This is a genomic window from Micromonospora sp. NPDC005291, assembly GCF_040607415.1.
Taxonomy (GTDB): domain Bacteria; phylum Actinomycetota; class Actinomycetes; order Mycobacteriales; family Micromonosporaceae; genus Micromonospora.
The window spans coordinates 1-13,637 of the sequence record NZ_JBEXGR010000049.1 but is presented as its reverse complement, the minus strand read 5'-3'; the positions used below and the strand labels follow the sequence as shown (position 1 = coordinate 13,637).

Genomic DNA, 13,637 nt, shown 5'->3' with positions numbered 1-13,637 from the left:
GGATGTTTTCGCGTTCCGGACGGTGCGTGGGTTGGCCGCGTCGTTGGGTGGGGTCGGGCAGGAGTGGGTTCCGGTGGCGCCGTTCGCGCTGCTGGGAGACGCGGATCGAAACGCCCTACCGGCCGGCCTCACCGACGCCTACCCCGCCGCACAGACCCAACTCGGCATGCTCGTCGAGCTGGCTACCAGCGGCGACCGGGCGGCCTACCACAGCGTCATCGCCCACCAGGTCCGGGACGGGCGGCCGTTCTCGGCCGACGCGCTGCGGACCGCCGTCGCGACGGTCATCGCCCGGCACGAGATCCTGCGCACCTCGTTCGACCTGACCGGCTACTCGGTGCCGATGCAGCTCGTGCACGCCGAGGTGACCCCACAGGTGACCGTGGTGGACGGCCGGGACGTGCCGGCGGATCAGCAGGTGCGACTCTTCCAGGAGTTCGTCGCGACTGAGCGGGCCACCCCCTTCGACCTGGCCGCCGCGCCACTGCTGCGCATCGTCGCGCACCAGGACAGCGACGCGAGTTGGTGGCTGAGCTTCACCATCTGCCACGCGGTCACCGAGGGCTGGAGCACCGCACAGTTGCTCGCCGAACTGTTGGCCGTCTACGCCGACCTGGCCGACGGGCGGAACCCGACCGAGACCGAACAGCCGACGGTGCGGTACGCCGACTTCATCGCCGCCGAGCTGTCCGCGTTGGCGTCCGACGAGGACCGGGACTACTGGCGCGCTGTGGTCGACGAGTGCAGTCCGTTCGTCCTGCCCGCGGGCTGGGGCGAGCCCGGCGAGCCGACGGCCATCTCGACCACCGTCGACCTCACGGACCTGGACGAGGCCGTCGCGCGGTTCGCCTCCGAGTCCGGCGTCTCGGTCAAGGCGGTGCTGCACGCGGCGCACCTGAAGGTGCTCAGTCAACTCAGCACCGAACAGCGCTTCCACGCCGGGCTGGTCTGCGACGCCCGGCCCGAGGTGCTCGGCGCCGACCGGGTGCAGGGTATGTATCTCAACACCCTGCCGTTCGGCTACGAGCGCACCGCCCGGACGTGGCGCGACCTGGTGACCGCGGTCTTCGATCGGGAGGTCGACCTCTGGCCCCACCGGCGGTTCCCGCTGGCGGAGATCCAGCGCGGCAGTGGCCGGCGGCTGCTGCGGGTGCTCTTCAACTACCAGGACTTCTCCCGCGCCGGGCAGCGGGCGACCACGACCGGCACCGAGCCGGTCGTCGTGGGTAGCGCCGGCGACGGTGCCACCGAGTTCGAGCTGTCGGTCTTCGCGCACCGGGGCAACTACCAGCTCTCCAGCCGCACCGATGTGCTCTCCCGGGTCAACCTGGAGCGGCTGGCCGGCATGTATCGGGCGGTGCTGGCGGCGATGGTCGCCGACCCGGACGGCGACGCCCAGGCGGTCCACCTGCCCGGTGGTGAGCGGGAGCGGCTGCTCGGAGTGGTCGACACCGGCATCGAGGAGCCGGTGACCGGCACGGTGGTCGAGCTGTTCCAGGCTCGCGTGGCCGCCGCACCCGACGCGGTCGCGGTGGTCGCCGGTCCGACCCGGCTGACGTACGCGCAGGTCAACGCGCAGGCCAACCGGCTCGCTGGGCAGTTGCGGGCCGCGGGTGCGGGCAGGGGCACGGTGGTCGGTGTCTGCCTGGACCGGGGCGTGGACCTGGTGCCCGCCCTGCTCGGCGTGATCAAGGCCGGTGCCGCCTACCTGCCGCTGGACCCGACTCAGCCGGCCGAGCGCATCGCGTATCTGCTCGCCGACGCGGGAGCCGCGACGGTGGTCGCCACGAGTGCCCACGCCGACGCGCTGGCCGGCTACGACGGGCACCTGGTGCTGCTCGACCGCACCGGCCTGACCGGCGAGCCGGAGATCGACCCGGCCCCGGTGAACGACGCCGACGACCCGCTCTACGTCATCTACACCTCCGGCTCGACCGGCCGCCCGAAGGGTGTCTGCGTCAGCCACGCCAACGTGCTGCGGCTGCTCGACAGCGCGCAGGAGCACTACGCCACCGACGAGACCGACGTCGTCGCGCTGTTCCACTCGTACGCCTTCGACGTCTCGGTCTGGGAGTTGTGGGGTGCGCTGCTGCACGGCGGCCGGCTGGTGGTGGTGCCTCCGGCGGTGGCCCGGGTGCCGGAGGACCTGCTCGACCTGCTGGTGGAGCAGGAGGTGACCCTGTTGGCCCAGACCCCCACGGCCTTCCGCGGTCTAGTCCGGTTGGCCGCCGACGGTGACCAGCGGCTGCGGCGGCTGGCGCTGCGCGCGGTGGTCCTGGCCGGCGAGCGGCTCGACTTCGCCGACCTCACCCCGTGGGTCGACCGGCTCGGCCTGGCCCGGATCGCCCTGGTCAACATGTACGGGATCACCGAGACCACGGTCTACTCCACCTATCACCGGGTCACCCGCGCCGACCTCGCTGCCGGGGTGGGCAGCCGGATCGGGCGCCCGCTGGCCGGTCTGCGCATGTACGTGCTCGACCAGCAGGGGCACCCGACGCCGCTCGGGGTGCCCGGCGAGATCCACCTGGCCGGGCACGGTGTGGCCCGGGGTTACCTGAACCAACCGGCGCTGACCGCTCAGCGGTTCCTGCCCGACCCCTACGGCCCCGCCGGCAACCGGATGTATCGCACCGGCGACCTGGGGATCCGGCTGCCCGACGGCAGCGTGGAGTTCCTCGGCCGGCTCGACGACCAGGTCAAGCTGCGTGGTTACCGGATCGAGTTGGGCGAGGTGGAGTCGGCGCTGGCCGCGCTGCCGGAGGTCGCCGAGGCGGCGGTCGTCCTGCGCGAGGACACCACTGGGGATCCCCGACTGGTCGGATACCTGGCCGGCGCGCTCGGGCAGCGGCCGAGCACTGGCGAGCTTCGCGCGGCGCTGGCCCGGACGCTGCCGGACTACATGATCCCGTCGGCCTTCGTGACGCTGGACCAGTTGCCCCGCAACAACAGCGGCAAGCTCGACCGGCGGGCACTGCCCGCGCCGCAGGACGGCGATCCCGGCGATGGTCGGGCCAGGGTCGGTCCGCGTACCGAGCTGGAGGAACGGGTCGCCGGGATCTGGGCGCGGGTGCTGGGCCTACCGGCGGTGGGCGTCGAGGACGGCTTCTTCGAGCTGGGTGGTCACTCGATCAAGGCGCTGGTGCTGGCCAGCACGCTGCGGACGGCCGGGCTCGACGTCTCGGTCGCGGACGTGATGGACCTGCAGACCGTCTCCCGGCTCTGCGCCGCGCTGGTCGACCGCACCGGACCGGTGCACGTCGACCGCCCGGTGGAGCCGTTCGAGCTGGTGTCCGCGCCGGACCGGGCCCTGCTGCCGGACGGCCTCACCGACGCGTACCCGCTGTCCCAGGTGCAGCTCGGCATGCTGCTGGAGATGCTGACCGACAACGGCTGGAACCACTACCACAACGTGGCGTCCTTCCTCGTCCGCGAGGACGACCCACTGGACCTGCCGACGCTGCGCGAGGCGGTGGACCTCGTGGTGAACCGGCACGAGGTGCTGCGCTCCTCGGTGGACCCGACCGGCTATTCGGTGCCGATGCAACTGGTGCATTCCGCCGTGCGGGTGCCGGTCGTGCCGCACGACCTGCGCGGCCTGTCCGAGGAGGACCGGCAGGCCGAGCTGCGTCGCCTGGTGGCCGCCGAGTACGGATCGCCGTTCGACGTCGAGCGGGCGCCGCTGCTGCGGTTCGCCGTCTGCCGGGAGACCGACCGGAGTTGGCGGCTGGTGCTGACGATCTGCCATGTGGTCGTCGAGGGCTGGAGCCTGCACGCGCTGGTCGCGGAGATCCTCGACCGCTACCGCACGATGCGCGTCGGCGCGCGAGCCGAGCCGGAGCCGCTGCCGGAGGTGCGGTTCGCCGACTTCATCGCCGCGGAACGCCGCGCCCTGGAATCCCCGGCGGACCGGCGGTACTGGCAGGACCTGATGGACCGGTGCGCGAAGTTCACCTTGCCCACCGGCTGGCGGCCCACGTCGCCGCCGCAGGCGCGTACCGCCCACACCGTCCAGGTGCCGTTCCGCGACCTGGAGCCGGGCCTTCGTGCGCTGGCCTCCGCCGCGCGGGTCTCGCTCAAGGCGGTGCTGCACGCCGCGCACCTGACGGTGCTCGGCCAGCTCACCGACGAGCCGCGGTTCTACAGCGGCCTGGTCTGTCACACCCGGCCGGACATGCTGGGCAGCGAGCGGGTGTACGCCATGTCGCTGAACACGCTGCCGTTCCCGTACGAACGCGACTCTGCCACCTGGACCGAACTGGTCCGCCGTGTGCATGCGACGGAGGTCGAGATGTGGCCGCACCGGCGCTACCCCGCGCCGGCGATCCGGCCGGCGGTCGCCGGCACCCGACTGCTCGACGTCTACTTCAGCTACCTCGACTTCGACGAGGTGGTCGGTGAGCACGTCGAGGCGGGCCCCCGGTACGCCGCCGCCAGCTCGGAGTTCGCCCTGGCCGTCTCCGCGGTCGCCGGGCACCTGGAGCTGAGCAGCGACAGCGACCACCTGGAGCGGGCCGAGGTCGAACGGATGGCCGCGATGTACCGGCTCGTGCTCGCCGCGATGGTGGCGGACCCGGACGGCGACGCCCGCGCGGTCCGGCTGCCCGAGGCGGAACGGCACAACGTGCTGGTGGCCTGGGCCGAGGCGGCCGACGAGAAACTGCCGGAGCCCGGCCTGGTGCCTGACCTGGTGCGGGACAGGGCTGCCACCGCGGGCGACGCGGAGGCGGTCGGTGAGCTGAGCTACGCCGGCCTCGACGCGGCGGCGAACCGGCTCGGCTGGCATCTGCGGGAGCGGGGCGTCGGGCCGGAGCGGGTGGTGGGGGTGCTGCTCGACCGGGGTACGGACCTCGTCACGACCCTGCTGGGCATCTGGCGGGCGGGCGGGGCGTACCTGCCGATCGACCCCTCGTACCCGGCGGCGCGGATCGCGTCCATGCTCACCCTGGCCGGGGCCACCGTCGTGGTCACCAGCACCGCCTACGCGGACCGGTTCACCGGCGTCGACCGGGTGCTGCTGGACGTCGACGCGGGGCCGATCGCGGCCCGCCCGGACGAGCAGCCCCCCGGCCGCACCGACCCGGACCAGCTCGCGTACGTGATCTTCACGTCGGGGTCGACGGGACAGCCCAACGGCGTGCAGGTCAGCCACCGCAGCCTGGCCGGCTACCTGAACTGGGCGGTGGACGAGATCGTCGCCGACCGGACGGGTGGCGCGGCGCTGTTCTCCTCGGTCGCCTTCGACATGGTGGTGACCACCATCTGGGCGCCGCTGGTCGCCGGGCAGCGACTGTGGCTGTTGCCGGCCGACGCCGGGCTGGACGAACTCGGCCCACGGCTGGCCGCGGCGGGGCCGTTCAGCTTCGTCAAGCTGACCCCGAGTCATCTGGACCTACTCGCCGGGCAGTTGTCGAGCGAGCAGGCAGCCGCGCTGACTCCGGTGCTGGTGCTGGGCGGCGAGGCGCTCACCGCGCGGACCTGCGCGCGGTGGCAGGAACTCGCACCACGGACCGTGTTGCTCAACGAGTACGGACCGACCGAGGCGACGGTCGCCGTCAGCCGCTACCCGGTGACCGACGCGCTCACCGGCCAGGTCGCGCCGGTCGGCCGGCCGCTCGGCGGGATGCGTACCTTTGTGCTGGACGCTCGGCTGAATCCGGTGCCGGTCGGCGCGGTCGGCGAGGTCTACCTCGGTGGGCCGCAACTGGCCCGGGGGTACGCCGGACGGCCCGACCACACCGCCGCCCGGTTCGTGCCCGACCCGTACGGGCCGGCGGGCTCCCGGCTGTACCGCACCGGTGACCGCGGCCGTTGGTTGCCGGACGGGCAGCTCGACCTGCTCGGCCGGGTCGACGACCAGGTGAAGATCCGTGGGCACCGGGTGGAGCCGGGCGAGATCCGCGCGGTGCTCCTCGAACATCCCGCCGTGCGCGACGCGGCGGTGGTGGCCCACCCGGCGCCCGGCGGGGGCAACCAGCTGATCGCGTACCACGTGGGTGGTGCCGAAGACCTGGCCGGGCACTGTGCCCGGCGGCTGCCCGCCGCCCTGGTCCCGGCGGCCTTCGTGCCGGTCGCCACCATCGCGCTCAATCCCAACGGCAAGGTGGACCTGCGGGCGTTGCCGGCGGTGCCACTGCGGACGGAGGCGGAGATCGCCCCGCCGCAGGGTCCGGCCGAGACGATCCTCGCCGGCATCTGGGCCGAGGTGCTGGACGTGCCGAGGATCGGTCGTCAGGACCGGTTCTTCGCCCTGGGCGGGCATTCGCTGCTGGTGGTGTCCGTGGTCACCGCGGCCCGGCAGGCCGGGCTCCCGCTCACCCTGCAACAGGCGATGCTGGACCAACCGCTGGCCGACCTCGCCGCCGCGCTCACTTCGGCCGGTCCGGCCCCGAGGGCCGGTGCGGCGCGAGCGGTGGCGCTGCCCCGGATCGCGCCATTGCCCCAGATCGCTCCGCTGCTCGCCGAGGCGCGGGTGCCCGGCGCGTCGCTGGCCGTGCTCGCGGACGGCGAGTTGGTGCAGGTCCTTGCCGTCGGGCACCGCACGGCGGGCGGTGACGCCCCGGTGACCCCGGCGACCATCTTCCAGGTGGGCTCGGTCAGCAAGCTGGTCGCGGCGGTGGGGGCGCTGGCCCTGGTCGACAGGGGAGCACTCCAGCTCGACGCGGACGTCAACGCGTACCTCAAGGCCTGGCAGTTGCCCGCCGACCGGCCGGTGAGCCTGCGGCAACTGCTCAGCCACGTCGCCGGGCTGACATCGACGGGCAGCACCGGACACCCGCGCGGCGGCCCGGTGCCGCCGCTGTCGGACCTGCTGCTCGGCCGTGGCGTGCCCACCGGCCCGGTGCGGGCGCTCGACGCGCCCGACCCGGTCGCGGTGGAGCGCAACAGCCACTTCGTGGTGGTTCAGCAGCTCATGGAGGACGTCACCGCGACACCCTTCGCCGACCTGATGGCCGAGCTGGTCTTCGCACCACTGGGGATGACCGGCAGCAGCTTCGACCAGAGCTTCCCGGAGACGTCCGGCCGACCGGTGGCCGCCGGGCACGACGAACGGGGCGAGCCGCATCCACACGGTTGGGAGATGCGTGCGGACCTGGCGGCAGCCGGCCTCTGGACCACCGCTACCGACCTGGCCGCGCTGACCAGGGAGATCCAGCTCGCCTACCGGGGTGATCGGGCACTGCTCAGCCAGGAACTGGTGATGGCGCAACTGACCGCCGGCCCGGGCGGCGTCTTCGGGCTCGGCTGCATGGTGGACCGCGTCGAGGGGAGCGCTGACACCCACGTGGAGTTCACCCACCGGGGCCACATCGCCGGCTACCGGGCGCTCACCACTGGTCGGGTTCCGGACGGGGCCGGGCTGGTGCTGCTGACCAACGGCGAGGCTGGCGACGAGGTCATGTCGCTGCTGATGTCGAACACCACACGGACGGAGGACATGTGATGACGACCTTGCCGAGCGTCTCCGCGACGGTCACCGACCCCACCGTCCGGCAGGTGCGGCACCTGGTGTCGATCCGCGACCTGACCGATGGGGACCTTTACTCGATAGTTGCCCGGGGCGCCGCGTTCGCCGCCGGGGAGTGCGGCAGCCCGCTCGCCGGGCAGGTGGTCGGGATCTGCTTCCTCAAGACTTCGACGCGCACCCGGACCGCCTTCACCAGCGCGGCACTGCGACTCGGCGCTGGCGTGATCCAGTACGGCCCGCAGGACCTGCAGACCAACACCGGAGAGACCAGCGCGGACACCGGCCGGGTGCTGTCCGGCATGCTCGACGTGCTGGTCGCCCGCACCGCCGGTGACCCGGCCGAGTTGCGGGCCTGGGCTGCCCAGAGTCGGATGGCGGTGCTCAACGCGATGAGCGCCGAGGAGCACCCCACCCAGGCGCTGACCGACCTGACCACGTTGCTGCGGCAGTTCGGCCGGATAGAGGGGCTGCGCCTGCTCTATCTGGGGGAGGCCAACAACACGGCCACCGCGCTCGCCCTGGCGCTCACCCGGTTTCCGGGCGTGGAGCTGGAACTGCGCACCCCGCCCGGCTACGGCCTGCCCGCACAGATCCTGGCCGATGCCACCCGCCAGGCCGGGATCAGTGGGGCGAGCATCGTCGAGCGGTGCCACATGTCCGACCTGCCGGGCGATCTCGACGCCATCTACACCACGCGCTGGCAGACCACCGGCACCGTGAAGCCGGACCCGGACTGGCGTCAGGTCTTCGCCCCGTTCCGTGTCGAACAGGACCTCTGGCGGCACAGCCCGAACGCGGTCTTCCTGCACGACCTGCCGGCGCATCGCGGCGAGGAGGTTACCTCGGAGGTGCTCGACGGGCCGGCGAGCATCGCGTTCGGTCAGGCGGAGAACAAGCTCTACAGCGCGATGGCGGTGCTTGAGTGGTGCCGATCGCACGCGGGTGGGACGACGCGGTGACGGTCACCGAGCCGCCGGGCAGACCCGCCCGCCGCGCGGCGAGGCTCACCCGCAACCGGGACTTCCTGTTGCTCTGGACCGGCTCGGGGCTCTCCGCGCTCGGTGCCCGGGCCACCTCCATCGGCTACACCCTGCTGGTCTACTGGTCGACCGGTTCCGCCACCGCAGCCAGCCTCGTCACCTTCGCCGCGCTGCTGCCGAACCTGGTCGCTCAGCTACCGGCCGGCGCGCTGGTCGACAGGTGGAACCGGCGTACGACGATGCTGGTCTGCACCGCCGGCCGCGTTCTCGGAGCCGGCAGCGTGGCGGCGGTGGTGCTGCTCGACGCGGTGCGGTTGCCGCACCTGATGGTGGTCGCGTTCCTGGAGGCCACACTCGGCATCTGCTACGCGCTGGCGGAACGGGCCGCGGTGAGCGCCGTGGTGCCCCGCGACCAACTGGGCGCGGCGTTGGCGGCCAACGAGTCGCGGGCCAACGCCGCCAGCATCCTCGGCCAACCGACCGGCACCGTGCTCTATTCCGTGGCCCGGTTCGCACCGTTCCTGTTCGCCACCGTGGTGCACCTGATGTCGCTGGTCACGCTGCTGTTCGTCCGACGGGACCTGCGGGCGCCCCAGTCGTCGCACGGCGGGGCGGGCGGGTTGATCGCCCAGATCAGGGAAGGTGTCGTCTTCATCTGGGGCAAGCTCTACCTGCGTCGGGCACTCTGTCTCTTCGCGGCCAGCAACATCCTCTTCCAGATCCTCGGCCTCGGTCTGGTGGTGCTGGTCAAGGACCGGGACGGCACGCCCGCGACGGTCGGTCTGCTGTTGGCGGTCAACAGCGTCTTCGGCATGGCGGGCGCGATGACCAGTAACGCCTACCTGCGCCGGTGGGGCATCCGCCGGATGATGATCGCCATCCACGTGCTGTGGGCGGTGCTGATGCCGCTGCTGGTCGTGGCACCCGGGCTGGTGGCGGTCAGTGTGCTCCTGGCGCTGATCAACTACGGCGCCGGGATCGGCAACGTGGCCGGGGTCCTGTACCTGCTCAGGACGACTCCCGACGAGCTGCGCGGCCGGGCCGGCTCGATCTTCACGCTGCTCTCCTCGGGCGCCAACTCGATCGGCGCGCTGTTCGCGGGCTTCCTGCTGGACGCCGCACACATCGAGGTGGCGTTGGCCGTCGTGGGCGCGACGATGGTGGTGATCGCGGTGTTCGCGGTGCTGGCTTTCGGTACCCGTACCGCCGCGCGGGCGGAACGGGCCGAGGCGGACGCCGAGCGGGCGGCGGCGGAGCGGGCGGACGCGGAGATGGCGGGGACGGCGGCCGGTCGTGACCCGCGTGGTTGAGTCCCGATATCGAGGAAATATGGCTGCCCACGTCAGGCTGCCGGCAGTGAACCGACCTTGGCGTGGAGGAGACCGACCGATGAGCGAGAACGGCACGTGGCAGCCGCACGAGATCATCCCCAGCAGCGCCGGATGCGCAGCCACCGTTGACGGGCTGATCGGCCATCTGCGGGAGCTGGACCTGACGGCGTTACTCACCGCCGAGAAGGCGCTGGTGTTCCAAGGCTTCGGCGTCGAGCCGGGCGCACTGGACCCGGTGATGGACATGTTGCTGCCCAACCGGCTCGCCTACGTGCATGGCAACTCGCCCCGCACCAAGGTCGGCCGCAACGTCTACACCTCGACGGAGTATCCGGCGCCGTACACCATCTCCATGCACAACGAGCTGTCGTACGCGGCGCACTGGCCGGCCCGCCTGCTGTTCTACTGCCAGCTCGCCGCGCCGACCGGCGGCGCCACCCCGGTGGTCGACGCCAACCTCTGGCTGGAGTCCCTCGACCCTGAGGTCCGCGCCGCCTTCGCGGGCGGGGTGTGCTACCAGCAGAACCTCCACGACGGCCTGGGGCTGGGCAAGAGCTGGCAGCAGACCTTCGAGACCGAGGACCGGGCGGAGGTCGAGGCGTTCCTCGGCGGCACCGGGGCGACCTGGAAGTGGACCGCCGACGGGCTGCGGGTGAGCCAGGTCCGCCCGGCCACCACCCGGCACCCGGTGACCGGGGTGGAGGTGTGGTTCAACCAGAGCGACCAGTGGCATCCGGCGGCTCTGGACGACGAGGTCGCTCGGGTGATGACCCAGGTGATGACGCAGGACGAACTGCCCCAGTCGGTCACCTTCGCCGACGGCAGCCCGATCCCCGACGAGTACGTGTTCCAGATCCGCGACCGAGGGCTGGACGCGGCGATCGACGTGGACTGGCGCGTCGGTGACCTGCTGCTGATCGACAACGTGCTGGTGGCGCACGGTCGGCGGCCCTACACCGGGAGCCGCCGCATCCTGGTGGCTATGTCGGACTGACCGGGGCATCGGCCGGCGGGAGGAGAAATGTGGAGATGATGGGGGCCGAGGTACGCGGCCGGTGGCTGCGGACCTTCCGCCGAGCTGAGCGGTCCGACCTGCGGCTGGTCTGCTTCCCGCACGCCGGTGGGAACGCCAACGTGTTCCAACCCTGGGCGGGCCTGCTTGACGGCGCCACCGATCTGCTGGCGGTCTGCTACCCGGGTCGGCAGGACCGGCTGCTGGAGCCCTGCGTGGATCAGATGGACGTGCTCGCCGAGCGGATCAGTGACGTGCTCGTGCCGTACCTGGACCGGCCGATCGCGTTCTTCGGCCACAGCATGGGCGCGTCGGTGGCGTACGAGGTCACCCTGGTCCTGGAGTCCCGGTACGGGTTCACGCCGAGCGTGCTCTTCGTCTCGGGGCACGGCGCGCCGCACGTCTGCCGGGTCGATCTCGATCCGGATCTCGCCGACGACGAATATCTGCTCGGCCGGATCGGTGCCCTGGGCGAGGTCGATCCGGTGCTGCTGCGGTCACCGAAGCTCCGCGAGCTGATCATGCCCTCGCTCCGGGGGGACCTGCGGATGCTCTACCGCCACCTGCCGCGGGAACCGGCGAAGGTCCGAGCCCCGATCGTCGCCTACCTGGGCACCGAGGACCCGACCTGCACCACGTCGACGGTGCGGGCCTGGGGGGAGTTGACGACCGGCGGCTTCGAGTCGGCGACGTTCCCCGGTGACCACTTCTATCTCGTGCCGGAACAGGAGCAGGTGGTCGCCGCGGTGACCGCCCGCCTGGGCTGACCGACGGACCACGCCCCAAGGGACGGTCGCGGAAACCGGCCCTTGAGGTGCGGTCTGTCCGTGGCATCCGGCCATGGAGCCAAAAACCCGTTGGCGGATCACGGCGACCACTGCTACTTTGCCGGAGGCCGTGCGAGAGAACGAGGAGGTGGTACCCGTGAACGTATCGACATGGGTGCTTCCCTCCGGGGTCACGGTCGGGCGATAGGTCGTCCGGGAGCGCCGCTCACGAGCACTCCCGAAAGGTACGACCATGCAATTCACTTCCGAACAGCGCCTCGACGACGGCGTCCTCGAGCGCAAATTCACCCTCGGTGAGATCCCCGGCATCCTGTGGACGCCGGCATCCGCATCCGCATCCGCACCGGCGCCGCTGATCCTGGTCGGCCACCCCGGCGGACTGCACATGATGTACCCCCGACTGGTGGCCCGGGCCCGGCACTCCGCGGCGGAGGGCTTCGCCGCGGCCACCATCGAGCTCCCCGGGGGCGGTGACCGGCCCCGTTTCGCCGCCGCCGAGGAGGCCCGTGCCGACCTGCGCAGGGCGCTGCAGGCCGGCGAGCCGGTCGACGACGAGATCGTTGACCGGCTCGTCCTCCCGCTGGTCGAGAAGGCGGTCCCGGAATGGCGGGCAGCCCTGGACACCCTCCTCTCGCTGCCCGAGATCGGCGGCCCGGTCGGGTACGCGGGAGGGGTGATCGCCATCGGCATCCGGCTGGCGGTGGTCGAGCCGCGCATCTCGGCCGCCCTTCTGTTCGCCGGGAGCTTCGTGCCCCGCACCATGTTCGAGGAGGCCCGGCAGGTCACCATTCCGCTGCAGGTCCTGCTGCAGTGGGACGACGAAGGAAACGACCGGCAGTTGGCCCTGGACCTGTTCGACGCCTTCGGCTCCAAGGAGAAGACGCTGCACGCCAATATGGGCGGGCACACCGGCGTCCCGCAGTTCGAGGGGGACGACGGGAACCGGTTCTTCGCTCGGCACCTGAAGTGAGGTCGGGCCGTCAGTCCGGCAGCAGACGTTAGGAGCTGTCGGTCAGGACGCCGCTCATCGAGGACAGGTCCCGGCCCTCCTCGATGACGGTGGCCAGCAGACGCACAACCGCCGGCTCGCCCCACACCTGACGCGCGAGCAAGCTGGGTGACCGGCCCGACGCCAATCGGCGTCGGGCCGGTCGGTGGGCCACTCTGACATACGGACAGCTTCAGTAGTCGATGTTGATGGCGGCGATCTGGCGGGTGCCGTTGAAGACGATGGCGGGGCCGGCAAATCGGGAGCTGGAGCTCATCGATGAATGGGCGGAACGTGGCATGCTGACCAATTCCGTCGCTGCCCCTGGCAATGTGCTGTCTGGCTGGCCGGGGCAACGAGGTCTAGATTTCTTCGCGGTTGACATCGGCGACGGCGAGGGGTGCACGTGGGCGACGAGAAGGTCAGCGACAGAGGCTTCCGGGATGGGTTCGACCTGCTCGTCACCCCCGACGCCCGGTTCACGCGGTTGCTGCGACGAGACCTGCGGCGGACCAGTCATACGTTCGCCATCGCAGGCATGCTGCTGTCGATCACGAGCCTCGGTACGTTCATGGCCGACGGCGCCTGGATCCTCGCCGGGCTGTTCGGCCTACCGTTCGGGGTGGTCTGGTGCTTCGCGGGGGTGATCAATGGTTCGCTGTACCTGCGACGCAACCCCGAGATGCTCGCGCCGGTGCGGTACGCGTTCACCGCGGAGGCCATCGAGTGGCACACCGTCCACACATCACTCCGGTTGCCGTGGACGGCGATCAAGCACGTCAGTCGTATGCGGGAGGCGTACCGCCTGGACTGTGCAGACCAGCACCCGCGGTACCTGTGCCGCACGACACTGACCCCGTCACAGGACGCGCAGGTGGCCGCGTACCTCGACGAGCGGTTGGCCGCGCGGCTGGCTGCCGAGAAGCCCGTGCGGCCGATGCCACCCAGTGGTGGTAGCTCGTAGCGCGAGCGGCCCGGCGCCGATCGGCGCCGGGCCCGGGGGCCGCGCCGGGGGGGGCCCCCGCCACCGGGGGAGTATCTCTCTATGGTGGTTTTTTTTGGGGGGGGTT

At 71.6% G+C, this 13,637-nt stretch carries 7 protein-coding genes; all 7 read left to right on the top strand.

Annotation, left to right across the window (positions count from 1 at the left end):
• Positions 1 to 31: 31 nt before the first annotated feature.
• Positions 32 to 7,444 (top strand): amino acid adenylation domain-containing protein, encoded by a 7,413-nt coding sequence (locus ABZT18_RS31880; RefSeq protein ID WP_354997938.1) that lies wholly within the window; start codon positions 32 to 34, stop codon positions 7,442 to 7,444.
• On the top strand, positions 7,444 to 8,427 hold the full coding sequence (locus tag ABZT18_RS31875) for an ornithine carbamoyltransferase (RefSeq protein ID WP_354997937.1): 984 nt from the start codon (positions 7,444 to 7,446) through the stop codon (positions 8,425 to 8,427). Before ABZT18_RS31880 ends, ABZT18_RS31875 begins: the two co-directional genes overlap by 1 nt.
• The gene (locus tag ABZT18_RS31870; protein WP_354997936.1) at positions 8,394 to 9,758 is read left to right on the top strand and encodes an MFS transporter; all 1,365 of its coding nucleotides are present in this window, start codon (positions 8,394 to 8,396) and stop codon (positions 9,756 to 9,758) included. Before ABZT18_RS31875 ends, ABZT18_RS31870 begins: the two co-directional genes overlap by 34 nt.
• A gap of 79 nt (positions 9,759 to 9,837) precedes the next feature.
• Positions 9,838 to 10,773, top strand: coding sequence for a TauD/TfdA family dioxygenase (locus ABZT18_RS31865; protein ID WP_354997935.1), 936 nt, complete (start codon positions 9,838 to 9,840; stop codon positions 10,771 to 10,773).
• A 35-nt stretch (positions 10,774 to 10,808) separates the two neighbouring features.
• Complete coding sequence (locus ABZT18_RS31860) at positions 10,809 to 11,558, top strand: alpha/beta fold hydrolase (protein ID WP_354997939.1); 750 nt, start codon at positions 10,809 to 10,811, stop codon at positions 11,556 to 11,558.
• Positions 11,559 to 11,811: 253 nt separating this feature from the next.
• A complete protein-coding gene (locus tag ABZT18_RS31855) occupies positions 11,812 to 12,549 on the top strand; it encodes an alpha/beta hydrolase (RefSeq protein ID WP_354997934.1) in 738 nt (245 codons plus the stop codon).
• A 424-nt stretch (positions 12,550 to 12,973) separates the two neighbouring features.
• Positions 12,974 to 13,531, top strand: a complete 558-nt coding sequence (locus ABZT18_RS31850) for a hypothetical protein (RefSeq protein ID WP_354997933.1) — start codon at positions 12,974 to 12,976, stop codon at positions 13,529 to 13,531.
• Positions 13,532 to 13,637: the final 106 nt, after the last annotated feature.

Coding starts and splice junctions, on each gene's coding strand:
- ABZT18_RS31860 (WP_354997939.1), top strand. CDS start 10,809: ATGATGGGGGCCGAGGTACGCGGCCGGTGGCTGCGGACCTTCCGCCGA.
- ABZT18_RS31855 (WP_354997934.1), top strand. CDS start 11,812: ATGCAATTCACTTCCGAACAGCGCCTCGACGACGGCGTCCTCGAGCGC.
- ABZT18_RS31865 (WP_354997935.1), top strand. CDS start 9,838: ATGAGCGAGAACGGCACGTGGCAGCCGCACGAGATCATCCCCAGCAGC.
- ABZT18_RS31875 (WP_354997937.1), top strand. CDS start 7,444: ATGACGACCTTGCCGAGCGTCTCCGCGACGGTCACCGACCCCACCGTC.